The sequence below is a fragment of the Pseudobutyrivibrio sp. ACV-2 genome, assembly GCF_900107545.1.
Taxonomy (GTDB): domain Bacteria; phylum Bacillota; class Clostridia; order Lachnospirales; family Lachnospiraceae; genus Pseudobutyrivibrio.
The window spans coordinates 15997-39860 of record NZ_FNQZ01000016.1 but is presented as its reverse complement, the minus strand read 5'-3'; the positions used below and the strand labels follow the sequence as shown (position 1 = coordinate 39860).

The following is a 23864-nucleotide window of genomic DNA, read 5'->3' as shown; positions in this document are numbered from 1 at the left end:
CCTTGACAGGATATCACGTTTGCGCACTGACGTCAAGGATTGGTAGGATAAATATATTCCCTAATGAAAGAAATGTTATCATTGATAAGTAGTTATTTTGCATTTATATTAGTTGTATAGATAATGCGGCAACACGGAGGACATGTATGAAAAAGAAAATATTAATGATTTTAGCGGTAACTGCTATTTTAATTGGTGGGTATAGTTTTTATGACACTGGCATTGCTAGTAACGAAGCAAGTACTATAGAGATAGCAGATACAGATGAAGTACCTACTTCAGGGTTGGCGCCTGTTTCTGATGCAACAACAGAGTTTTCTTTAGAACAGGTCGGGATCTTTACAGGTAGTCCATATACTGTAGTAAATAACAATGTGCCCTATTTCACAGAGGAAGATAAGGTTAGAACTGATGCCTTTGAATCATACAGTAATCTTGATTCACTTGGTAGATGCGGTGTAGCTTATGCAAGCATCTGTAAAGAGCTCATGCCAACAGAAGAACGTGGTGAGATAGGAAGCATAAAACCTAGTGGCTGGCATACAGCAAATTATCATGAGTATGTTGATGGGAACTATCTATATAACAGATGTCATCTTATTGGATATCAGCTAAGCGGAGAAAATGCCAATGAAAAGAACCTTATTACTGGAACCAGATATTTAAATGTTCAGGGAATGCTTCCATTTGAAAATGAAGTTGCTGATTATGTAGAAAATACGGGAAATCATGTTTTATACAGAGTTACACCAATATTTGAAGGTGATAATCTGGTGGCATCAGGTGTTCTCATGGAGGCCTATTCTGTTGAGGATCAAGGCCGTGGAGTGATGTTTAATGTCTATTGCTACAATGCCCAACCTGGTATAGCTATTGACTATGCAAGTGGTAATAGTGAATTATCGAATGAAGCCAATCCAGTACAGGAGCAGAACGTAGAAGCTAATATTTCAAGTGCAAGTAATGAGAATGAAGCGGCTGACTATGTGTTGAACACGAATACTAAGAAGTTTCATTACCCAAGTTGTAAATCTGTGAGTGATATGAAGGATAAAAATAAGGACTATTATCATGGTTCGAGAGAAGATTTAATTAACCAAGGATATACCTCATGTGGTAACTGTAGGCCTTAATTCATCTTGGGCGAGGAAAGAATGTTATCATTAGCCAATGTAATAATGAAATTATAAATTTTCCTCGCCCCATTTTTTTAGCTGTAGCAGAATAGGTATCATCGATTTTGCTTTATCGGTGAGAGTGTATTCTACTCGCACTGGCATTTCATCATACTGGGTTCTCAGTATCATGCCATCTTTTTCTAATTCTTTGAGTGATTGGGCCAGCATAGTGTTTGTGATTCCAAATACTGAGCGGCGCAAATCACCATATCTTGCAACTTCATTGTTGTCGATGACACAGAGAATCATAATTTTCCATTTGCCGCCGACAATATTTAATACTTTCTTTAATCCGCAGCCTTCGCCTGCGATTTCATCACATAATGGTTCTTTTTTCATAGTCAGTTTTTCCTTACTAGATTAATAAAAAATGCGTACTTGATAAGTTTTTTATACCACATATAATATGCATATCGGATTCAAAAAACAAGTGGAAAGTAAAAGGAAGTCTAAATGGCAAAGAAAAAAGCAAATGTAAATGTAGCAGGCTGTGTTGCCTGTGGAGTCTGTAGATTGCAGTGTCCTAAGAATGCAATATCAATCTATCGAGGATGCTATGCTACTGTAGATGAAAATCTCTGTGTGGGATGTGGATTGTGTGCAAAAGCCTGTCCAGCAAATGTTATTGAAGTGAAAGAGAGGGAAGTGATAAATGGCTAACAAGAAAAAGCACTGGTACAACTATCTTTGGATTTGGAGCATCATTTATTTCGCTCTAGGTTTCTTTAATATATTATTTGCATGGTTAGGGATGATAGATTTCATTTTGCCTCTGATATTTGCAATAGTAGGTGGAAACAAGTGGTTCTGTAATAATATGTGTGGCAGGGGGCAGCTATTTTGGGTATTAGGAAGAAAGGTGGGATGTTCCAGAAAGAAACCTGCGCCAAAGTGGTTGTCATCAAAATGGTTTAGATATGGATTTTTAATATTTTTCCTTACAATGTTTGGTACAATGGTTTTCCAAACATATCAGGTATTTGCCGGTGTTGGCACTCTGCGCAAAGCGATAAAGCTTTTCTGGACCTTTAAGGTGCCTTGGGAATGGACCTATTCTGGAAGTATTTTTCCTGATTGGGTAGCACAGTTTGGATATGGATTTTACAGTTTGATGCTTACATCTACTTTGATTGGCCTCATTGTAATGGTACTATATAAAGAAAGAACCTGGTGCACATTTTGTCCTATGGGAACCATGACTCAGGGCATATGTAAGATAAAAGAAAAAGGAGCAAAGTAATGACAATAGAAGAAAGAGCTAATTTAGCCGCAAATTTAAAGGCTACAGGACAGTGCAACTGCACCCAATCAGTGCTTAAAGCATTTGAAGATAAAATAAATATCGCTCCAGAGGAGCTTATGAAACTGTCGGCAGGCTTTGCAGCTGGTATGGGATGTATGGAAAGTACATGTGGTGCGCTTATCGGCGCCGTTATGGTGGCTGGTATGGCTACAGATGGCAAAGGTACACCTAGACTTTCAAAGGATATCGTAAGCAAGTTTAATGAAAAATGTGGTGCCACAATCTGCAAGGATTTAAAGGGTATCACAACGGGCCAAGTGTTATGCGAGTGCCCTGAGTGTGTTAGAAATGCAGTGCTTTCACTTGGGGAAGCAGTGGAGATTGGCTAAGTTTGTAGTTTATTAGTTACAATAAAATAGTTCTATAGTTAAGCCTTGGGGTGGCGGTAAGCGTCGATACCCAGGGCTTTTATTTTCAACAGTAATACAGCAGTATTGTAAACAATTTGAAGGTCTTGAAGCAATGAAAAGATGTTGAAGGTGTTTATCGTTTGAGAAAGTGTGAGCTAAATAAGAATATTCGCTTGTAAAAATGTAACAATAGAATATTATTATGTTTGTAAAAATGTGGGAGTTGATTGTATATTCGCTAGTAAAAAAGTATATTACCACACAAGAGATCGAGCTACTCTAGAATTGGATTTTGTCATCCAAAAATATCATGTTTATCCTATAGAAGTAAAGGCAGAAGAAAACTTAAAATCAAAAAGCCTTAAAACTATTTTTGACGGAAATAATGACCTAAAACCGGTAAGATTTTCTATGTCTGGATACAAAGAGCAGGACTGGATGGTAAATGTACCCTTATATCTAGCTTCCGAATGGGTTACTAATGCTGAATAAATGTCTAAATTTTTATGTATTAACCTGGCTTATTGATAAAAAAGCTCAGTAACAAAATATAAAATATCCTTGAATAAATAAAGGGGTTCTGTTAATCTACTTGTAGTTAGCACAGTCTAACTTTGTGTAAATCATTGCAGAACTCCTTTTTATATTGTTAAGTACAGTTGCTACCTGTCTTAACAATATGGAGTTCAAAACTTTTTATGTGAAAGGATGGATAGTTATGGATTACTTAGAAATTGAAAAGGTTATTGGTAGAGAAATCCTCGATTCAAGAGGAAATCCTACTGTTGAATGCGAGGTCACACTTGTTGATGGTACTGTTGGACGCGGTATGGCTCCATCAGGTGCATCTACAGGAGAGTTTGAAGCACTTGAACTTCGTGACGGAGATAAAGGAAGATACTTAGGCAAAGGTGTTACTAAGGCAGTTGCAAATATCAACGGCCCAATTGCAGATGCTATTTGTGGATTAGACGCATCTGATATTTACGCAATTGACGCAGCTATGATTAAGGCTGATGGCACAAAGGATAAGTCAAACTTTGGTGCAAACGCAATTCTTGCTACATCAATTGCTTGTTGCAGAGCAGCAGCTACATCACTTGATATTCCTCTTTATAGATTTTTAGGTGGTATTCAGGGAACTAAGCTTCCAGTTCCAATGATGAACATTTTAAATGGTGGTGCTCATGCAGATAGCGCTGTTGATACACAGGAATTTATGATTATGCCTGTTGGAGCTCCATCATTCAGTGAGTGTTTACGCTGGTGTGCTGAGGTGTTCCATGCACTTAAGGCTATTCTTAAGGAGATGGGAGATGTTACTGCAGTAGGTGACGAGGGCGGTTTTGCTCCTAATTCACTTAAGAATGATGATGAAGCTATTGAAGTAATCTTAAAGGCTATTAAGGCTGCTGGGTTTGAGCCAGGCAAGGATTTCATGATTGCTATGGATGCTGCATCTAGCGAGTGGAAGTCAGAAAAGGGCAAGGGATTTTATCATCAGCCTAAGTCAGGCAAGGACTTTACTACAGATGAGCTTATCGATCACTGGGCAGCTCTTGTTGAGAAATACCCAATTATTTCTATTGAAGATGGTCTTGATGAGGAGGATTGGGAAGGCTGGCAGAAGATGACAGCTAAGATTGGTGATAAGGTTCAGCTTGTAGGTGACGATTTATTCGTTACAAACACAGAGCGTCTTTCAAAGGGTATCGAGAATGGATGCGGTAACTCAATCCTTATCAAGCTCAACCAGATTGGTTCAGTTTCAGAGACACTCGAAGCTATCAAGATGGCTCACAAGGCTGGTTATACAGCAATTTCTTCACACCGTTCAGGCGAGACAGAGGATACAACAATTGCTGATTTAGCAGTTGCTTTAAATACATGCCAGATTAAGACTGGTGCTCCTTCTAGAACAGAGCGTGTTGCTAAATACAACCAGCTTCTTAGAATTGAAGAACAGCTTGGTGCTTCAGCAGTATATCCAGGTATCAAGGCATTCAACATCAAATAAAATATTTTGCTATAAGAAAGCAGGTTTTCTCGGTTGGGAAAACCTGCTGTTTTTTTATTCCCAATTATCTTTAGTTTGCCATAAAATGCACATACATTGATGATATCATCATACAGGGGTTGCTAACGTTTTCCAAGTGTATGGAGGATGGACTATGAAACACAGTATTGATACATACAGACTTTATTCTGACGAAAAAATATTTTCTTTTTGTGTAAGAGTTAAAGTCACTATGAAAGAAATAGTCGACATTGATATTTTAAGGCATGCAGTCAATGTTGCAATTAAAAGATATCCATATTTTGCGGTGAGAGTAGTCCTTGGAGAAGATGGCGGGTATGATTTCCAGCATAATGACAAAGATGTTATCGTGATGAAGACACCGACAAAACTTCTACACTTAGGATGTGAAGAAGTAAATGGGCATTTATTATACGTTGATTGTGATGGGTGCGATATTTATTTTAACATTAGCCATTCTATGTGCGGAGGACGTGGCCTGTTGCCATGGGTGATGACCAACGTGTATCAATATGTTGTTGAAAAATACGATGTTTTGCCAAATGCACCAGGTATAAGGAAACCTGACAGTCCATTACTTGAAGGAGAATGTGCTGAACCAACTATTGATATGCTATCTGATGAGGCACCTATATATGAATACAAAAGTAAGCAGCCAGTTGTTATGATGATAGACTACCTCAATGGCATGTACAATCCATTTAAAAGAGATCCAAACTACTATTTTTTTACCTTTGAACAGAAAGAAATTATGTCATTTGCAAAAGACAATGATGCCAGTGTCGCGTCGTTTTTCCTGGTTACTTTAGCCAAGGCACTAGATAAATTATTGCCAGATAAATATCGGGTTATAGGCGGTGAGATTGCTCATAATCCGTCGGCGGATATTGGTTTGCCGAACACTCATTGCGATCTTTTAACTCACTCACATATTGACTATAAAAGGGAATATTTCAAATATGATATGGAGAAATTGGGTACACTTACAAGAAGCCAAATAATTCTTCAGGTAGATCCGACTGTAAGTAATTATCAGCTCAAGAGACATATAAAGTTTCTTGAGGAGGTTGATAAAATAGAAGGTCTAAAAAATAAGTGTGCCTATTATGGCAAAAACGATCCCTCCAGGGGCAAAGAGGCGGAGCATGGCACATTTATTGTTAACTATACAGGACAAATGGATTGGGGCGACGTAGCTGACTATGTTGAATCATATGCAATACTTGTTGATGGGCATTTATTATTAGAAGTAACTTCAATGGCTGACAAAATTTTTGTGTCATTTATGCAGCTGATTAAAGAAACTAAATATGTTGAGGCATTCGGTGAAGTTTTGAGAGAGCTTGGTATAAATTACAAGATGGAAGGTCCTTATCCTAATATTAGGCCTAAGCATCAGGTGCCGGTTAAGGAATATGGGTAATTTGTGGTCAACCGTAGAACAAATATAGTTTTTGACATATTAAACTAATAATATAAATAAAAAAAAATAGGTAGAATCCTATACTTTCGCAGGTATTTAGTGTTAAAGCCCTTGTTATAATAATTTCATGAATTATAGGTAAAATTGCAGTAATGTAATCATCAGGGGTGGGAACATGACAAAAGAAGATTATTTAAAACAAATAGAAATTGTAAATAGAGATGGGCAGTTCAAGCCATCGTGGGAATCACTTTCACAGCATCAAACACCAAAGTGGTTTGAAAATGCGAAATTTGGTATTTTTATCCATTATGGACTATACAGTGTTCCCGCTTTTGGAAATGAATGGTATTCAAGGAATATGTATAACAAGCGGGACCCTGAGTATAGGTATCATATTGAGACATTTGGACCGCAGAAAGATTTTGGATATAAAGATTTTATACCATTGTTTACCGCGGAGAGATTTGACGCAAAACATTGGATTGAGACATTTAAAAATGCTGGCGCGAAATATGTAGTACCTGTTATGGAACATCACGATGGGTTCTCCATGTATGATTCAGAATTGAATCGATGGAATGCTTTTGCTATGGGTCCAAAGAAAAATATATGTGGGGAGCTAAAGGATGAATGTGAAAGACAAGGCTTAGTTTTTTGCGGCTCATCACATCGCGCTGAACATTATTATTTCATGAATCTTGGAAGAGAGATTGATAGTGATGTAAATGATGAAAAATACCGGGATTTTTATGGCCCGGCTGTACTTAGGCCAGAATACATCAACGTGGGATTTGATGGGTTGACAGAAAATCCAGAATGTGTGGGCCCGGACAAGGAATGGATTGAGGACTGGCTTGCAAGAACAGCCGAAATAATCGATAGATACAAGCCTGCAATGCTTTATTTTGATACTGCTATTCAGAATAAGGAATATAAGCCATATTTAAAGAAACTCTGCGCATATTATTACAATAGGGCCATTGAATGGAAAAAAGAAGTTACAATTTGCTATAAGCATTACGCATTTCCGCCTGATGTAGCAACATTTGATATGGAAAGAGGCGGACTTCAAGATATTTCCCCTAGATATTGGCAGACAGATACTGCTATAGGAAATAAATCATGGGGATATGTTAAGGAGAACACTTTTAAACGCAGTTATAAATTAATCTGCGATTTAATAGATACAGTCAGCAAAAATGGCAATTTTCTGCTTAATATCGGTCCTAAGGCAGATGGCAGTTTTACAAAAGAAGAAGAAAAAGTTCTCAAAGAAATAGGAGAATGGCTTTCTGTAAATGGCGAAGGTATATATGGAACAAGGTGCTGGAGCCAATATAAAGAAGGAGATTCATCTATTACAGATGGGTCATTTAATGATTCAGAGGAAATAGAGTACAATGAGTCAGATTATAGATTTACATACAAAAATGGTTACATATATGCATTTTGGATGAGGCCGATAAATGGGGATGCCAAGATTAAAGCTTTTAAGGCTCAACCTATGAGAGGGATGATAATAGACAAAGTGGAGCTGCTATCAACAGGCGCGGATTTACAATTTGAAAGAACTGAAAAGGCTATGGTTATTAAACGTACCAATGATTTTATGACTGATAAGCCTTTATGTTTTAGAATTAAATTGCTATAGGTTTACTTTGCCGTCTAGTTGGGTATTAGGCTACGTCTTTAGGATTTCTGCAATTTCATCAAAATCTTCTTGTGCTTCTTTGAATATGGCAAGGTGGTATCTTCTTTATAATATGACATTTATCACTTTAAGAAGTGACAATATTCCATATCCTTTGGAGGTTAGATACGGTACAATTACCTTATCATAACAAAAAGGAGAGGGTAGAATAGTATGGAACGATTTGGGATATCAATGGTTTGTTTTTGGATTTGTTACATTTTAGTAACATGGGTTGGAATAGCCCACACTATCTTTAATATCAAGGTTTTGCACATGAAATCTATGAAGGAGAGTCCTGGAATGGGAGAGGGCTATGAGAAAACCAAGCCATGGCACCCTCTGTACAACATAGTTCTTTTTTCAGTATTTGGGCTGATTTATATGAGAAGTCTTTCTGCACCAACGCTTACAGTAGCATTGATTACAGGCGCGATATGGGCAATCATCTGTATAGTATTTGATTTGGTAGGATGGGTATTGATAAAGCATCCATGGAGGCTAACCTTTAGGGAATTCTATATTGATTATCAGCCATGGATTTCATTGATTTATCTGGCCATTTTTGCAGGCCCGGTTATTGGATTTTTGATTGTTGGTTGATATTCTGGTAAATCCAATCGTTTCTGAGGCTGGCTCAATTCTTCCAGCAGGCGGAGATACAAATTATATTCTTCACTTCTATATTCATGGTGGTGCATTTATGGGAGGCTACAGTTCGGAGCTGGAAATATGATAAATAAGGCCATACTTCAAAGTGGAATATCTTGCGAGGAGGATTTACTCCAAACACCAAGTATGTTAGAAGATGAATGCAAAAGATGGGCATTCGACCATAAAAAATAAACACTCACAAATAAAACTCAAAATGTTAAAAAATTCCCCACAAATTGGGGAATTTTTTTTGATAGTATCATTTTATCCTAGGATGGGTGCGGGTTGTAAGTGTGCTGTTGAAAAAGGAGTGTCTAATATGAAAAGTAGCATGAAGGCTAAGATTATGGCTAGCATAGTTCTTCTTGATTTAGTTATGGTATTTGGCATAGCTTTTATAGGTTTTAACTTTAGGGCGGCTGTTACCACGGCCAATATGATGTCACAGACTTATCTGTTGGTAGAGCGAGACTTCGGTAATGCCAATACTAATTTACAAAATCTGGTCAAGAGATTTTTCATTCTTGAGACTATGAATAATATGTATCAGGATAATTGGACTGATACAGCCACAAGAGACACAATTATTGCAGTGGGCGAGGGCGAGTATCAGATTGTTGATGAGGCCGTTTCAGATTTGAAAAATCATGTGGATACTATAAACGACCCTGAGTTTACAGAACAGTATAATACGATGAGTACTGCGGCAAACAGTTTTCTGTCTGAATATAAAAAGATGGAAGCATGTTTTTATAAAGGGGATTTTGGTGAAGCCCTGAACATTTATTTCTCTGGTGCACATGAGTATGTCACTGTGTATGAGGAAAATGTTGGTCTCATGCGTGAAAAACTGGAGCTTCTTGTTAAAGAAAATGAAGCTTTTCTCATTAAATCAGAGAGGGCAGTACAGCAATCTATAGTCTTTGGAGTTATTATGCAGATTATTGCTACCGGATTTGCAGTCATTATTGTGAGAAGATCAGTTAATCCACTTATTTATGCATCTAAGGATTTGGACAAAATGATATTAGATATGAATGCAGGCAATGCAAATCTTGCTCACAGAATTAAGAATAAGTCCAAGGATGAGGTGGGTGTTCTTGTGGCAGGTATTAATAACTTCCTGGAGACCTTGGAGAAGATTATTTTTACAATAAAGAATGAGTCAGGAAATATATACACCTCTGTTGAAAATACAGTTGGAATAGTCAATCTATCCAAGGATGATGTTAGTAATGTGTCTTCGGTTATGGAAGAGCTTTCAGCCAGCATGGAGACAGCAAACAGCACACTTCTTTCGCTTAATGATGAAGCAGGTGATGTAAATGATGCAGTAGGAAACGTATCTAATCAGGTAAATGAGGGTACGAGTCGAGTATCAGAAATTAAGAATCATGCCAATGTTATTCGCGAGAAGACAGTTAAAATGAAAGAAACCACAAATGAAATGGTTTCATCAATCAAGGGTACTTTAGAGAATTCAATAGCAGAAAGTAAGAATGTAGAGCAGATTCAGACACTTACTGAGGATATTCTATCAATTGCAGCACAGACAAACCTTCTAGCCCTTAACGCTTCCATTGAGGCAGCCCGTGCAGGTGAAGCAGGCAAGGGCTTTGCAGTAGTTGCAGACGAAATCAGACAGCTTGCTGAGCATAGTAAAGAAACAGCCAATTCTATCCAGGAAATTAGTAATCAGGTTATTTCAGCCGTTGAAGCACTTGCAGATAATTCTAATGAGATGCTCACATATGTAAGCGAGACAGTACTTGCTGACTATGATGGGTTTGAGGATGTGGCAAAACAGTACTATCAGGATGCTGAGGATATCAATATTGTGCTTGATAGCGTAAATGATAATACAGTGGTGCTGAATTCTACTATTAATGATATGACATCAGAGATTGACCATATATCAAAGGTAATCAATGACTGTACCAAGGGTGTATCTGAAGCTACAGCAAGTACTACAGGAATCCTGGAATCAATTACCACAATCCGTGATGACTCTGAGACAAACCGTGATATTTCTCAGCGTCTACAGGATGAGGTATCACGCTTTACAAGTATAGAGGATGACGAATAAAGTAAGATAACAACTTGTAAGGACTTTAATATCTTGGAAATTGATAATGGCTATGACACTGTAGTAGTCTTTATGTCAATACAATTAAAAATAGGCCAATTTAACTGTTTATACATACATTTGTCTTATAATACTCATAGTTATAGTGTAGCAGGATAGCCTGTTGGTTTTTAAGGAGATAGCTATGGGTAAGTCAAAGGTGCAAAATAATAAGAAAAGTGGTTTTTCTTGGAAGAAAAGTATAAAGACAAAGCTGATATCATCAATGCTACTTGTAGCTGCTGTGCCACTTATTGTGTCGGTTGCTATAAGCTATTACACATCTACAAACCAGGCAATAGTTGATGCAATAGATTCGCTTGAATGGCAGGCTTGGTATGTTCAGGGAAAGATTTACTCAGTTATTCAAGCAAATGAATCATCTATTACGGCCTTTGCAGAATCGCCTACGACCATCGCCTTTATGAAGGGTGAGGAAGTAGATATGGGTAAATTAAAGGCTCAGATGCAGTCGATAGATGAATACCTGGGCGATGGTAACGTTTTAGTACTAACAAATGATAAGGGACAGATGTTACTTCGCGATGATGATGGCGATTTGGTGGATATCAGTTCCAGAGAATTTTGGCAGGGAGCCATGCAAGGAAAGTTTACTGTATCTAACGTTATAGTAAGTGCTTCTACTGGTAAGCGTAGTATTTCTATGGCAGCTCCGGTAATTGATCCTGAAACTAATAAAATCATTGGTACAGTACATAGAAATTATGATTTAAATGATTTTCATGAAATTCTGGCTTCTGAATGCGATGAGGGTTTTGTTATAGACAGAAATGGTGACATGATGGCTCATTCTCAGTATGAGATTGGACCAGACGATGAGGTTGCAAATTTTAGCGCATCACCATATATGAATACAAATGAGATTGAAGGTTCCTATAAATCAACGGCAGTAGGTTATCCTACTTATCTTGCATATGCAAGAGATGATCAAGGCCTTTGTGGTTTTACTGTTTGCGTAGCAAAGCGTGAAAGTTTAATTGTGTCTGCGGCTCGTAAGTCTGCGTCTATTGTTATCGCTATTGGTATTATGTTACTCATAATTGCTGCTGTAATTTCTGTAATGCTAGCTCAAAGCTTTGCCAATCCAATAGCAGCTGTGGATGATTCACTATCCATTTTGGCAGATGGTCGATTTAAACAGATTAATGGTTTTTCAAACCGTGAAGATGAGATTGGAAAGATAGTAAAGAGTACAAATACAGTTATAGAAAGACTTTCTGGAATTGTAGGTTCTATAAAAGCTTCTGCAGGAGTTGTAGGGGATTCTTCTGAAAAGCTTTCAGAAATGGCAAATCAGATTGCATCAACAACCGATGGAGTTGCAAATGCGGTTCAGGAAATTGCATCTGGTGCTGCTCAGCAGGCAGAAGAGATTCAGCAGGCTGCTGAAAGTGTAGGAAGAATTACTGATGCTGTTACAGGAGTTCAGAACTCGACAGAAAATATGGAGGTTCTTGCTGGAAAGATGAAGGAAGCCTCACAGACATCCAGTAGATCACTTCTCAACCTACAGACCTCAAGCAGTGATATGACAGAAAAGATTGAAGAGATTGCCAGAACAATTTCTGCCACAAAGGATGCAGTTACAAGCATTAATGAAAGTGTAGAAGGAATTTCAGGAATTGCATCTCAGACTAACCTACTTTCACTGAATGCCTCGATTGAGGCGGCACGAGCAGGTGAAGCAGGAAAAGGCTTTGCGGTTGTTGCAGAGGAAATTAGAAAGCTTGCTGATGATTCAGATAGCATGGCTCAGGATATCAGAACTCAGATGGATATTCTTTTGAAGCAATCAGAGGCTGCCGTTGCTGCAGCAAACCTTGTAAAACAGGGCAACTTAGATCAGCAGGAGGCAATTGGTGGTACGCTTGATTCTGTAAATGGTATGCTTGAGGACATTGATGGTACTGTTGATGGTGTTAAGGAGATTGCAGGTGGAGCTGATACCTGTGTGACTTCCAATGATATAGTTTCAGATGCAATGTCATCACTTTCAGCAATTTCAGAAGAAAATGCAGCATCTTCAGAGACCACTGGAGCATCCGTTCAGGAGCTTTCGGCTACTGTTTCAACACTTGCGGCATCAGCTGAGGATTTGAAGGATATTGCCATTAAATTAAATGAGGAAATATCTTTCTTTAAGGATGATTTGTCATAGTAGATTGTTCGTTTTCATTTATAAAGAAATTCAAGCTGCATGGTTATTATGCCATGCAGCTTATTTATTTAAGCGATTTATAGTTTGTTCCATAATAGAGTATACACAAAAGTCCTATGTATTTTGCAAATGAAATCGCAAATTGCATAGGACTTTTGCTATAATTGTTGCAAAAGATACAGATTTTATATAATGAGTGGATACAGTGATAAAAGGCATAAATAAACGAACTAAAATAATAGCGGACACGAAATTTTATTCAGAGTCCCTTGAGACTTCACTTTCAAAAGACCAGGTCAAAGAGTATTTGCAGTTTTTATTTTTTGATAGCGGAGTATAAATACTATTTAGATAGTGAGGAAGACTAACCATGAGTTTATATGCTATTGGAGATTTGCATTTACATTTTCAGTCTGAGCTCAAGGCTCGAAATCAGCTGGAAGATAAGGTTTGGCAAAACCATGAGGCGATTTTTGTGGATAATTGTAGGAAGGTTATGACTGATGAGGATACACTGGTGCTTGTTGGAGATCATAGCTGGGGCAAGAATCTTAATGAATGCCAGAAGGATTTAGAGTACATCATGGATTTGCCTGGACGAAAGATTTTGTTACGTGGTAATCATGATATGTTTTGGGATGCCAAGAAGACGGAACACCTCAACGAGATGTTTAAAGGTAGGCTGGAATTTCTTCAGAACAACTACTATTCATATGGGGATTATGCTTTAGTTGGCACTAAGGGATATACTTTTGAAGGCCCATTTTATCTTGATAGATACGGCAATGTTCAGGGATGGGATGAGAAAGAGGCAGAGCATGCTGAAAAGCTAGTTAAGAGAGAATCAGAAAGACTTATAGCATCCTTTGAAGCAGCCAAGGCAGACGGATTTAAGAAGTACATTATGTTTTTACATTATCCGCCTACCAACATACTGCAAACCAATAGCATTTTTACTAAGCTTGCCGAGCAATATGGTGCCGAGCAAGTGATCTATGGACATTGTCATGGGGAGAGCAGATTCCATGATAGTATTACAGGTAAGAAGCGGAAAATCAGGTATTCGCTTGTGTCTGGTGATTTTTTAAGGTGGAAGCCGCTACTGATTTTAAAATAAAGACCAAGGGAGAGTTTATGATTAAATTTTAGACTTTGAAGTCTAGATAATATGGAGGATAGTATGAGCAATAAAATAGCAGTAGTTTTTCCAGGAGTAGGTTACCATACAGATAAACCGCTTCTGTATTACTCAAAAAAGCTTGCACATGCCAGAGGGTATGAAATTATTGAGATAAAGTATGATTTGCCTGAGGCAGGAGTGGTAATAAAGGCTGATGAAGAAAAGCGAATGCAGGCTTTTGATACTGCGTTTGAGCAGGTGACAAAACAGCTAGAGGATATTGATTTTACCAATTACGAAAAGATTGTATTCATAGGAAAAAGTATTGGAACGGCCCTTGCTGCCAGGTACAATATGTCCTATGAACTGGATGCAGACCTAATCATTTTTACACCTATCGAAACAACCTTTGCTTTTGTATCTCCCTGTGAAGGTTTTGTATTTCATGGTGATGCAGATCCACTTTGCGACACTGACATGTGCATCAACCTTTGCGATGAGCTGTCTCTTACCTACGTGGTAATTCCAGGAGCAAACCATTCCCTTGAAACAGAGGATGTGCTTACTAATATTGAAATCCTGGGAAAGGTTATGGGGATGGTGGATAAGCTGCTATAAGCTGAGTAAATTTTTTAGAACAGGAAGTGTATGAACATGGATCATTTTTATTTTATTAGACACGGTGAAACCGTTTGGAACGTAGAGAATAAGATATGCGGTGAAACAGATATCGAGCTTACGGAGAAAGGTCATGAGCAGGCAATAGAAACAGGAAAGAAGATATTAGAGCAGGGTATTACTGCTGATGTTATCCTGACATCTCCTCTGATTAGAGCAAAAGAAACCGCAAGACATATCGCTGAAATAACAGGGATACCCATGGAAATAGAGCCAAGACTTAAAGAGCAGAATTTTGGCAGATACGAATCTACTCCAAGAAACGGAGCAGAATTCCACGAAGCCAAAAAGGATATGGCAAGCAGATTTGGAACTGGTGAATCTATGCTGCATCTGGCTCAGAGAATATATAATCTTATAGATGATATAAAGGCGTCTGACAGAGAAGTTATCCTGGTGGCTCATAATGGAATTGCAAGAATGGTAGAATCTTATTTCAGGGAAATGACCAACGAAGAGTTCTCATCTTGTGGAATAAAAAACTGCGAGATAAAGAGGTACGATTTTTAAATTATATATGTATTCCATCATTGACCTACCAATTCCTCTAGTTTCATATTTCTGTCATCTATGTAAATATCGCAGGTGATTTTTCTGCTGTTATTTCCATAAAGCTCCACTATTTCTGGGAGATTATCATTAATTGCATCAAAATAAAGGCCATAGCGTTTGCACCATTCTATAGCTTCATCTAAAGGTTTCCCTGCCCTACAAGTCCACAAAATTATTCTGCTACCAGCTGTTTTTTGCGTATGTAAGTAATTAATCAATGGAAGATTCGGCGCACCAAGATTAGGCCAATTTGAAAAACAAAGAGTATCATCAAAATCTACAGCGATAATTTTATCTGAAAGCTCCATAGGTCTTACCTCCTTGTAATATAACGAACATAATTTCCGAAAATACGTTTGCTTTTTGTAAGAAGATAATACACCCGAACACGCATTCTTGTAAATCGAACAAATTATTAAATTTGGCAAAAAATCATTAGACTGACAGAGCAGACCTTTTAGACAGAATACTTACAGAACATCCGGAGATTGAATCTAAATTACCAGTTACGTAATAAAGATAACCATATTCGAAAGGTTCATTGAAGCACATTTTTTCATATGTTAGTATCATCTCAAAAGAAATGGAGCGCACCAATTCTTAGTAAAGATTTGTAACGATAACTGGGAGGTATTAGATGTATGATTAGTTTTACCGTTGAAGACGTGATGAACGTAATCAATGCCATTTCAATTTATTTAATTGCTATAGGTGTTGTTTTTGTTCTTGCAATTGTAGCTATAGTAATCTGCAAGAATAAAGAGAAACATATAAAATATTTAGTAAGGGCTCAAGCGGGAGGTGCATTTGTTCTTGCTCTGATAGCCATAATAAATATGATTTGCATTGGACCTATGAGCACTATGATTTCACTGGTTATGGGAGATGGAAAATTGACAGATGAAACAGTGGAACAGACACTTGAAGATGTTCAAAAGGTTAGTGAGGAAGGAATCATATTATTGGAAAATGAAGATAATGTATTACCACTTTCTAATACTACGAATTTGAACCTGTTTGGATGGGCTTCCATTGCACCTAATTATAGTGGTAGAGGTTCTGGTGCTGCATCAGGACAGTATTCTATTACAACCCTATATGATGGTCTCGAAAATGCTGGATTCAACCTTAATCAAGATTTATGTAAATTCTATACAGAATATGCTGCGGAGAGACCAGATGTAGGAATGCGACATCAGGATTGGTCACTTCCTGAGCCACCAGCGTCTACATATCCTGAAGAGTTAATTAAGTCTGCTAAAGACTTTTCTGATACTGCTGTTGTAGTTCTTTCCAGAGCAGGTACAGAACAGGCTGATTTACCTACAAATATTGGGAACCTTCCAGCGGAAGGCGAATACAATGATAATGGTAATTATTCCGATTTTGGAAATGAGCATTATTTGCAGCTTAGTAAGAGTGAGCGCGAAATGGTTGAACTGGTATGTGATAACTTCAATAAGGTTATTGTTGTTTGGAATGGACCATGTGCGTTTGAAATGGGTTTTGTTGAGGAGTATGAGCCAATCAAGAGTGCTATTTGGTGTGCTCCTTGCGGACAAAATGGATTTAATGGTTTGGGAAGAATTCTTAAAGGAGATGTTAATCCATCCGGTAGAACCTCAGATACATTTGTTTATGATTTAACATCAACACCATATTATAATAACATTGGTGAATTCCATTATGATAACATGGATGAATATTCATTTAAGAAGGACGAAAAATATGGTGGAGCTACAGTAACACCATGTTTTGTAAATCTTGTCGAAGGAATTTATGTTGGATATAGATTTTATGAAACTGCGGCAACAGAGGGATTAATTGATTATGACAGTGTTGTACAGTATCCATTTGGATATGGCTTAAGCTATACAGATTTCAAGCAGAAGATTAAGAATTATAGCATAACACCAGATGGATTTTCATTAGATGTTGAAGTAAAGAATGTTGGTTCTGTAGCAGGAAAAGATGTTGTAGAAGTATATTACAATCCGCCTTATAACAATGGGGGAATAGAAAAATCTTCGGCAAATCTGGTAGCATTTGATAAAACAAAAGAACTTGCGCCAGGAGAGTCAGAGATAGTTTCTTTTACAATTAACGCAGAAGATATGGCATCATTTGATGCGTATAACAATGGTTGCTATGTTTTAGAGTCAGGTGATTATGTGGTTTCTATTAATGGAGATTCGCATACGATTCTTGATTCGGTTACATATAATGTAGCAGAAGATGTTATTTATGATGAGAAAAAACCACGAACAAGTGATAAAAACGCAGCAACTGTTAAGTTAGACTATGTTGAAAGTGGAGTTACTTATCTTTCACGTGCAGATGGGTTTGCAAACTTTGATGAGGCAACAGCAGCTCCTAAAAGTTTATCAATGTCTGAAGAGGATAAGGCATTGTTTATTAATACGTCAAACTATGATCCAAGTTTATATAATAATGCAGATGATAAAATGCCATTGACAGAACAGAATAATGGTTTATCATTATCGGATTTAAGAGGGGCAGATTACGATGATCCTCGTTGGGAGAAATTACTTGATCAGATGTCGATTACAGACATGGTAAATCTTTCTGGTATCGCTGGATATCAAACAGGTGAGGTTGCGAGTGTTGGAAAAGTTTCTACTACTGATGTTGATGGCCCACAGGCGATTAACAATAGTTTCACCGGAGTTGGATCAATTGCATTTCCTGCTTGTGTCATGACTGCTTCTACATGGAACAAAGATATGGCAAATCTTTATGGTGAAAGAATGGGACAGATGGCTGACGAAATGCAAATCACTGGATGGTATGCACCAGGTATTAATATTCATCGTTCGGCTTTTGAAGGAAGAAGTACAGAGTATTTTTCAGAAGATGGCTATTTGACAGGGATGATGGCAGCACAAGCAGTTAATGGTGCTGCAGAACATGGTGTTTATGCTTACCTCAAGCATTTTGCATTAAATGAGCAGGAGACAAACAGAGATGGAATGCTCTGTACATGGGGAAACGAGCAGTCAATTCGAGAAATATATTTGAGAAGCTTTGAAGTCGCAATTAAAAACAGTAATGCTCGTGCCATAATGTGTTCACACAACTACGTTGGCCCTATGTGGTCAGCTGGATCACCAGCATTATTAACCGATATACTTAGAGATGAATGGGACTTTAAAGGATTTGCAATAACTGACTATTTCTTAGGAAATGGTTATATGAACGCTGACCAGGCTGTCCGCGCTGGCGCTGATGCTATGTTGCTTGCATTCGATAAAGGCGATAATATGGTGCAAGATAGAACAAGTGCTACATCCATTATAGCATTACGCCGTGCTTGTAAAAATATAATGTATACTACAGTAAACAGTAGAGTTTACACCGATGAAAATCTTCATCCTGGTATGCAGCCATGGATCAAGATGTTAATTGTACTTGATGTAGTACTTTGTATTATTTTTGCTCTTATGGAAGTTTTGATTATTAAGAGCTATAAACAAAAAAAAGGACAGCTTAGTTAACATTCTCTTACAAATACCGTTCCACCTATAATGGTGGAGCGGCATTTGGCGTTTATAAAAAGATTGGTGGGAAAATATGAATGTAGTCATTGTGGAAGATGATGTATTAGCATCCAATATGCTGGTGTCATTTTTTACCGATTATACAATTGAAAAAGGAAGAGAGATAAAAATTGATTGCTATAATTCTCCTCATCAGTTTTTAGAAGAATTTAAATCGCAATATGATTTGGTGTTGCTTGACATACAAATGCCAAGATTAAGTGGTATACAGGTAGCAGAGAAAATCAGACAAACTGATGAAAATATTATTATAGTTTTTATTACAGAAATAGCTCAATATGCAATAGCTGGATATAAAGTTCGTGCTATGGATTATATTTTAAAGCCAGTGTCATTCTATGACTTTAGTTATATGGTTGATAATGCATTCAAAATAATAAAAAGCCGTGAACAAAAGTCCATAGTTGTTACAAGTAAACAATGTTTAGTAAAAATTCTTATATCAAGTATTTATTTTATAGAAGTACAAAATCACAAACTATATATACATACAAATAGTGAGACATATGAAACCTGGGCTTCATTATCTTCTATTGAAAGTGAGCTTCCACAGGAAATGTTTTCACGCATTAATTCCGGTGTCACGGTTAATTTGAATCATGTTTTAAGTGTGAATAATGATTCTGTGATTTTACCCTGCGGAGAATTACCTCTGTCAAGAAGACGAAAAAAAGAATTTTGTTCAAATCTGGCAAGATACTTTGGAGGAACATTGCATGTTTAATTTTATTATTAACATTATTAACTATAGAGTAGTATTTATTATAGAGCTATTATTGGCGATGGCTATATCCACAGTACAACTTAAGAGAAGAGAGAATTTTGCTAAAAAGGTCTTTGGGGCTGCGATGTTATTGCTTGTAATTTGTAGATTCTTGCCAATCGTTGCTTATAACACTATTTCCTTAATGTTTATTTTTTTATTCCTTTTTTTTATTATGCTAGTTTTTGCATATTTTTGTTTTGATGAGCCTGTTTATAATATTTTGTTTTGCGGTGTTACGGCGTATACAACTCAGCATATTGCGTTTGAAACATACAATTTTATCCTTACTGTTACGGGGATGGCTAATTATGGGGATGTATATCAGGAGAACTCTCTTCCTAATATCAATATAATAACAATTCTTGTATATTTTTTGAGCTACTGCATGATTTATTGGATGATATGGGTTCTTATGTCTTACCTTTTATACGATGAAGAAGATTTTGATATAGGTGCAGGATACACAAAACTATTTCTAACTTTTATAATAGTTTTAGTAGATGTGGTTTTAAATGCAGTGCTAGTGTATGGAGTCGGAGATAAAAAGTTGCCTGTCCCTGTTTATGTGGTCATGTATCTACAGAGCATATTATGTTGTGCACTGGCATTGGCAGTTCATTTTGCCCTTTTATGGCGCGAGCAGGAAAAAAAGGAAGTTGTCAGAGTTAAAGAATTGTGGAATGCAGATAAACTGATGTATGAAAGGGTGCAGGAGAGTATAGATTTAATCAATATAAAATGCCATGACCTTAAATTTCAAATCCGGGAAATACGGAGTGGGAGTCAAAGCTCTGTTGATGAAAATCTGAAGGAAATAGAGGCAGCAATCTCAATCTATACTAGCTGTATTAAAACTGGTAATGATGTATTAGATACAATTCTTACAGAAAGAAGTCTTCAGTGCGAATATGAGAAAATTAGATTGATACACATTGTTGATGGTGCGGTACTCAGTAATATTTCGCCTAATCAATTATATTCATTATTTGGAAATGCCATATCTAATGCTATTGAGGCGGTAAAGAAAATTGATAATATTGACAAACGTTTGATTCATTTAAATGTCCAAAAACATAATGATATGGTGTTTATTCATATTGACAATTATTGCGAAATAAGTGAATTACATAGAACTGAAGGGGGATTCTTGCAAACAACAAAAGAGGATAAGGAAAACCACGGCTATGGCTTAAAATCAATGTCGATGCTGGCTGAGAAGCTAGGTGGAAGTATGGAATATCATATTGAGAATGATATATTTCATCTTAATATTTTTATTCCTGCATGATTATTTTGTTTGTTGCGATTTACCTACTAACAAAGTATGCTTAAGAAAAGGGCAGAGAATAGTATTTGAGGTTATTAAATGATAGGGTTAAGTATAGATTTGGCGGAGCTTAGGCTCCGCCATTGTGTTTTTTATACTCATAGCTTTCTATACATTGTTATCTCATCGATAGGAGTGCCATCGTCTAATATAAAGGCTTCTGGGAGACGGCCCCATTCAGTGAAGCCCATTTTCTTGTAAAGTCCTTGGGCTATGATGTTATCGGAAAGGACTCCTAATTCCATGGATTTATGATTTATGAGCAGTGTGACATAAATGTGATTGACTGACTGTTATTATGTGCAACATAGAACACAGCAAATCAGATTTGTGAAAAACAATTTTTATAGGAGGCAAAGAGTATGAAAACAAGGATGAATAAAGTTAGATTATTAGCCGGTGGAATGGCTGCTATTATTACAATGTCTAGTATGTCAACAATCGCCTTCGCAGCAGAAGCAAATGAAATTCCCAACGAAGTGCAAGCAGAGTATGTTCGTACATTAGAAGAAAAAATTAATGCAGACACAATCATTGGCACTACGGGGAACGCAGAATACGGGGTGATGATGCAACAGGCTAATGAGGCTACTACAGAAATAGAACAGACACAGCCACAGGAAGAAAAGGCAGTTGCAGAAGTAGACCAGACACAGCCACAGGAAGAAAAGACAACCGTAGAAGCAGACCAAACACAATCACAGGAAGAAAAGGCAGCTACAGAAACAGATCAGGCACAGCCACAGGAAGAAAAGGCAGCTACAGAAACAGATCAGGCACAGCCACAGGAAGAAAAGACAGCTACAGAAGCAGACCAGGCTCAGCCTCAGGACAATAAGGGTGGGGAAGAAGCTAAAGAAGATTCTGCTAAAGCACAGGCTATGACCCAAGAAGAGCTGGAGGATTATGTCTCTAAGAATATGCCAGCAAACCCTGAATTCAGATTGAAGATGAGTGGAAAAACATATGAAGGCAATATAGATTATCTATATACAGCTGCTGACGGTAGATGTTTAAAGAGAACATATAATCCAGACGGATCATTTTCAGAAAAGATATATAGGCCAGAATCTAAAAAAACAGTTCCTGGATCTACAGAAGAAAAGACCATTCCTGCGGAGACAATTTCCGTAACAACACGAAATGCCGATGGTACATGGGAACAGGTAGTATATGAAGGTTCTAATGAAATTAGTAAAAAAACATATTCAGATGCCGAGATGATTGAGAAGGCTAAATATGAAGCTGAGGCTAATAATATTAAAGAAAATGCTACCTTAGAAGACTTTATTAATGGCAAGATTGAATCATCAATTAATACAAAAGGGACAGAAATTTTTTCTGGTAAATCAACAGAGGAAACTGGACCTGTGGCAAAAGAGAAACAGGATGATGGTACTGCATTAATTGGTAAAGCTTGCGGTTCAGTTGTTGACGGCTCATTGAAATTACTACCAGGTTCAGATTTCTATGCAGCACCTGTTAAGTCTATCATCATGGGAGCATTAGGTATAAAGTCTGAGTATTCAGATGTAGTTGACCAGATTTCAAAAAGAATAGATATATCAGATAAAAATATTGAGACACTTATAAATACAAACACAAGGCTACAACCAGTAGTAACAGCGATTAATTCAATAGGTAATAATCTTGATGTATTTACAAGCAGCTGTACACAAATCGCAACTGACATGAGCAGTATAATAAAACAATATAAAGATAAAGAAGGTGGTGAAGCTAAAACTATTGTAGAAATCGCTTCTCTCCTTGGTACTGATGAGGACAGGAAGGCTGCAAAATCAGGTGTTTTCAAAGATATGTTCATGGCAGCAGATGGACTTCGTTCAAAGGATGGCGAAGGCCCACAGGCATCAATTATGAGTAAAAACCTGTACGAACTATTCTATGATTATTATAAGGAAGAATCAATGTTCTCAGGAGAAGCTATGGATAAGGCCAGTGACGCTATCAAAACCAGAGTGAAGCAGTTTGCTTCAAACTGTAAGTTTGTTATGGATGTATTAAAAATACAGGATGCGGCTGTAAACCTTACTGCTGAACAGGTTGCTACGTTAGATGAAGATACAAAAAAACAGTATGATACTTTGGTGAAACGTAAAGATGGTATCAAAACAGCAAAAATGAGCATAGCATCTATTTTTACTGGTGATAAAGATGCTAAACTTGAAAAATGCAAGTATGGCATTATTGGTACTCTTAAAGATTACGCAAGTAAAAATAGACGTGTATATCTTGAAAAGACTACGGATGGTTTTAATGAAATTAAATTATGCCCAGGAATTGCGACATACAATTCTGAAGAATTGGATTATAAACAATTAGAAAATAAGCAAGATTTATCTAAAGAACAGATTTGCAGACTTCAGGATCATGTAAATGCTATGGGTATCACTATGAATGACTATCTGACTCAGGTTGGATTTGACACATCAAATCTGAAGCAGGAAGGCAAAACAACATATTTTTCAACTGGTGGAAAGAGTCCAAATTACGTAACCCGCACAGGTACACATGGTTTAATTCGTCAAATAATAGTATCATATAGTGCCAATGGTATTGACGTAAACAAACAGAATGCCAAAGAAGAGGAGTACAAAATGAAATGGCACTACAACCATAAAGCAAAACTTAACTGTGAAAAGGGCGGTGTCTTTGCTATATTAAAGAAAGCAAGAAATTAGTCTTATTTGCACCTATAATTAAGGTTCCAGGGGACAGGGCACACTGATGCCGTGTCCTATGGAACCTTTTTAATGGCGCCATTTACGGATGCTGAATTTCTGATGAAATTCGGCATTCTATAGCTATGTAGAGCCAGGTGTTGTGTACAGAGAGTTTTAGATATGGCTATTGTATACTAGGTTGAAGAATATTATATG

General features: G+C 37.2%; 21 protein-coding genes. 18 read left to right on the top strand and 3 right to left on the bottom strand.

Annotation, left to right across the window (positions count from 1 at the left end; genetic code table 11):
* Window positions 1-146: 146 nt before the first annotated feature.
* A complete protein-coding gene (locus BLV53_RS13820; protein WP_242879111.1) occupies window positions 147-1133 on the top strand; it encodes a DNA/RNA non-specific endonuclease in 987 nt (328 codons plus the stop codon).
* A gap of 51 nt (window positions 1134-1184) precedes the next feature.
* Here the strand turns inward: BLV53_RS13820 and BLV53_RS13815 are convergent, their stop codons facing one another.
* Window positions 1185-1517: a winged helix-turn-helix transcriptional regulator gene (locus BLV53_RS13815; protein WP_090301889.1), complete on the bottom strand. Its 333-nt coding sequence runs from the start codon at window positions 1515-1517 to the stop codon at window positions 1185-1187.
* Between the two features lie 114 nt (window positions 1518-1631).
* Between BLV53_RS13815 and BLV53_RS13810 the strand changes: the two genes are divergently transcribed.
* The 13 genes from BLV53_RS13810 to BLV53_RS13750 all read left to right on the top strand — a co-directional run bounded on the left by BLV53_RS13810 (window position 1632) and on the right by BLV53_RS13750 (window position 15251).
* Complete coding sequence (locus BLV53_RS13810; protein ID WP_090301887.1) at window positions 1632-1838, top strand: 4Fe-4S binding protein; 207 nt, start codon at window positions 1632-1634, stop codon at window positions 1836-1838.
* Complete coding sequence (locus BLV53_RS13805; protein WP_090301885.1) at window positions 1831-2418, top strand: 4Fe-4S binding protein; 588 nt, start codon at window positions 1831-1833, stop codon at window positions 2416-2418. Before BLV53_RS13810 ends, BLV53_RS13805 begins: the two co-directional genes overlap by 8 nt.
* Entirely contained in the window at window positions 2418-2810 is a 393-nt protein-coding gene (locus tag BLV53_RS13800; RefSeq protein WP_090301883.1) for a C-GCAxxG-C-C family protein, read from the top strand. Before BLV53_RS13805 ends, BLV53_RS13800 begins: the two co-directional genes overlap by 1 nt.
* A 739-nt stretch (window positions 2811-3549) precedes the next feature.
* On the top strand, window positions 3550-4848 hold the full coding sequence (gene eno / locus BLV53_RS13790; RefSeq protein ID WP_090301879.1) for a phosphopyruvate hydratase: 1299 nt from the start codon (window positions 3550-3552) through the stop codon (window positions 4846-4848).
* 154 nt (window positions 4849-5002) lie between these two features.
* Window positions 5003-6292, top strand: coding sequence for a hypothetical protein (locus tag BLV53_RS13785; RefSeq protein WP_090301877.1), 1290 nt, complete (start codon window positions 5003-5005; stop codon window positions 6290-6292).
* A gap of 175 nt (window positions 6293-6467) precedes the next feature.
* Window positions 6468-7946 carry an alpha-L-fucosidase gene (locus BLV53_RS13780; RefSeq protein ID WP_090301875.1) on the top strand — a complete coding sequence of 493 codons (1479 nt, stop codon included), beginning with the start codon at window positions 6468-6470 and terminating at the stop codon, window positions 7944-7946.
* A 213-nt stretch (window positions 7947-8159) separates the two neighbouring features.
* Window positions 8160-8588: a hypothetical protein gene (locus BLV53_RS13775; protein ID WP_090301873.1), complete on the top strand. Its 429-nt coding sequence runs from the start codon at window positions 8160-8162 to the stop codon at window positions 8586-8588.
* Window positions 8578-8721: a hypothetical protein gene (locus tag BLV53_RS17095; RefSeq protein ID WP_170830872.1), complete on the top strand. Its 144-nt coding sequence runs from the start codon at window positions 8578-8580 to the stop codon at window positions 8719-8721. The genes BLV53_RS13775 and BLV53_RS17095 overlap by 11 nt, the downstream gene beginning before the upstream one ends.
* A 237-nt stretch (window positions 8722-8958) precedes the next feature.
* Window positions 8959-10725 (top strand): methyl-accepting chemotaxis protein, encoded by a 1767-nt coding sequence (locus tag BLV53_RS13770; RefSeq protein ID WP_170830871.1) that lies wholly within the window; start codon window positions 8959-8961, stop codon window positions 10723-10725.
* Between the two features lie 184 nt (window positions 10726-10909).
* Window positions 10910-12943 (top strand): methyl-accepting chemotaxis protein, encoded by a 2034-nt coding sequence (locus BLV53_RS13765; protein WP_090301869.1) that lies wholly within the window; start codon window positions 10910-10912, stop codon window positions 12941-12943.
* A 370-nt stretch (window positions 12944-13313) separates the two neighbouring features.
* Window positions 13314-14060, top strand: coding sequence for a metallophosphoesterase (locus BLV53_RS13760; RefSeq protein ID WP_090301866.1), 747 nt, complete (start codon window positions 13314-13316; stop codon window positions 14058-14060).
* A 63-nt stretch (window positions 14061-14123) separates the two neighbouring features.
* A complete protein-coding gene (locus BLV53_RS13755; RefSeq protein WP_090301865.1) occupies window positions 14124-14681 on the top strand; it encodes an alpha/beta hydrolase in 558 nt (185 codons plus the stop codon).
* A 36-nt stretch (window positions 14682-14717) separates the two neighbouring features.
* On the top strand, window positions 14718-15251 hold the full coding sequence (locus tag BLV53_RS13750) for a histidine phosphatase family protein (protein WP_090301863.1): 534 nt from the start codon (window positions 14718-14720) through the stop codon (window positions 15249-15251).
* Window positions 15252-15268: 17 nt separating this feature from the next.
* On the opposite strand, the gene BLV53_RS13745 is transcribed toward BLV53_RS13750, so the two are convergent.
* Window positions 15269-15601, bottom strand: a complete 333-nt coding sequence (locus BLV53_RS13745; protein ID WP_090301860.1) for a hypothetical protein — start codon at window positions 15599-15601, stop codon at window positions 15269-15271.
* A gap of 333 nt (window positions 15602-15934) precedes the next feature.
* On the opposite strand from BLV53_RS13745, the gene BLV53_RS13740 reads away from it, so the two are divergent.
* The 3 genes from BLV53_RS13740 to BLV53_RS13730 all read left to right on the top strand — a co-directional run bounded on the left by BLV53_RS13740 (window position 15935) and on the right by BLV53_RS13730 (window position 20925).
* On the top strand, window positions 15935-18808 hold the full coding sequence (locus BLV53_RS13740; protein ID WP_090301858.1) for a glycoside hydrolase family 3 N-terminal domain-containing protein: 2874 nt from the start codon (window positions 15935-15937) through the stop codon (window positions 18806-18808).
* A gap of 76 nt (window positions 18809-18884) precedes the next feature.
* Window positions 18885-19595, top strand: coding sequence for a LytR/AlgR family response regulator transcription factor (locus tag BLV53_RS13735; RefSeq protein ID WP_090301856.1), 711 nt, complete (start codon window positions 18885-18887; stop codon window positions 19593-19595).
* Entirely contained in the window at window positions 19588-20925 is a 1338-nt protein-coding gene (locus BLV53_RS13730; protein ID WP_090301853.1) for an ATP-binding protein, read from the top strand. The genes BLV53_RS13735 and BLV53_RS13730 overlap by 8 nt, the downstream gene beginning before the upstream one ends.
* A gap of 137 nt (window positions 20926-21062) precedes the next feature.
* Here the strand turns inward: BLV53_RS13730 and BLV53_RS17090 are convergent, their stop codons facing one another.
* Window positions 21063-21209: a GNAT family N-acetyltransferase gene (locus BLV53_RS17090; protein ID WP_170830870.1), complete on the bottom strand. Its 147-nt coding sequence runs from the start codon at window positions 21207-21209 to the stop codon at window positions 21063-21065.
* Between the two features lie 117 nt (window positions 21210-21326).
* Between BLV53_RS17090 and BLV53_RS13725 the strand changes: the two genes are divergently transcribed.
* On the top strand, window positions 21327-23666 hold the full coding sequence (locus BLV53_RS13725) for a cell envelope integrity TolA family protein (protein WP_090301851.1): 2340 nt from the start codon (window positions 21327-21329) through the stop codon (window positions 23664-23666).
* Window positions 23667-23864: the final 198 nt, after the last annotated feature.

What these genes read in the sequence shown, in the direction of transcription:
- BLV53_RS13820 (WP_242879111.1), top strand. Translation starts at nt 147, where the DNA reads ATGAAAAAGAAAATATTAATGATTTTAGCGGTAACTGCTATTTTAATT.
- BLV53_RS13815 (WP_090301889.1), bottom strand. Translation starts at nt 1,517, where the DNA reads ATGAAAAAAGAACCATTATGTGATGAAATCGCAGGCGAAGGCTGCGGA.
- BLV53_RS13810 (WP_090301887.1), top strand. Translation starts at nt 1,632, where the DNA reads ATGGCAAAGAAAAAAGCAAATGTAAATGTAGCAGGCTGTGTTGCCTGT.
- BLV53_RS13805 (WP_090301885.1), top strand. Translation starts at nt 1,831, where the DNA reads ATGGCTAACAAGAAAAAGCACTGGTACAACTATCTTTGGATTTGGAGC.
- BLV53_RS13800 (WP_090301883.1), top strand. Translation starts at nt 2,418, where the DNA reads ATGACAATAGAAGAAAGAGCTAATTTAGCCGCAAATTTAAAGGCTACA.
- eno (WP_090301879.1), top strand. Translation starts at nt 3,550, where the DNA reads ATGGATTACTTAGAAATTGAAAAGGTTATTGGTAGAGAAATCCTCGAT.
- BLV53_RS13785 (WP_090301877.1), top strand. Translation starts at nt 5,003, where the DNA reads ATGAAACACAGTATTGATACATACAGACTTTATTCTGACGAAAAAATA.
- BLV53_RS13780 (WP_090301875.1), top strand. Translation starts at nt 6,468, where the DNA reads ATGACAAAAGAAGATTATTTAAAACAAATAGAAATTGTAAATAGAGAT.
- BLV53_RS13775 (WP_090301873.1), top strand. Translation starts at nt 8,160, where the DNA reads ATGGAACGATTTGGGATATCAATGGTTTGTTTTTGGATTTGTTACATT.
- BLV53_RS13770 (WP_170830871.1), top strand. Translation starts at nt 8,959, where the DNA reads ATGAAAAGTAGCATGAAGGCTAAGATTATGGCTAGCATAGTTCTTCTT.
- BLV53_RS13765 (WP_090301869.1), top strand. Translation starts at nt 10,910, where the DNA reads ATGGGTAAGTCAAAGGTGCAAAATAATAAGAAAAGTGGTTTTTCTTGG.
- BLV53_RS13760 (WP_090301866.1), top strand. Translation starts at nt 13,314, where the DNA reads ATGAGTTTATATGCTATTGGAGATTTGCATTTACATTTTCAGTCTGAG.
- BLV53_RS13755 (WP_090301865.1), top strand. Translation starts at nt 14,124, where the DNA reads ATGAGCAATAAAATAGCAGTAGTTTTTCCAGGAGTAGGTTACCATACA.
- BLV53_RS13750 (WP_090301863.1), top strand. Translation starts at nt 14,718, where the DNA reads ATGGATCATTTTTATTTTATTAGACACGGTGAAACCGTTTGGAACGTA.
- BLV53_RS13745 (WP_090301860.1), bottom strand. Translation starts at nt 15,601, where the DNA reads ATGGAGCTTTCAGATAAAATTATCGCTGTAGATTTTGATGATACTCTT.
- BLV53_RS13740 (WP_090301858.1), top strand. Translation starts at nt 15,935, where the DNA reads ATGATTAGTTTTACCGTTGAAGACGTGATGAACGTAATCAATGCCATT.
- BLV53_RS13735 (WP_090301856.1), top strand. Translation starts at nt 18,885, where the DNA reads ATGAATGTAGTCATTGTGGAAGATGATGTATTAGCATCCAATATGCTG.
- BLV53_RS13730 (WP_090301853.1), top strand. Translation starts at nt 19,588, where the DNA reads ATGTTTAATTTTATTATTAACATTATTAACTATAGAGTAGTATTTATT.
- BLV53_RS17090 (WP_170830870.1), bottom strand. Translation starts at nt 21,209, where the DNA reads ATGGAATTAGGAGTCCTTTCCGATAACATCATAGCCCAAGGACTTTAC.
- BLV53_RS13725 (WP_090301851.1), top strand. Translation starts at nt 21,327, where the DNA reads ATGAAAACAAGGATGAATAAAGTTAGATTATTAGCCGGTGGAATGGCT.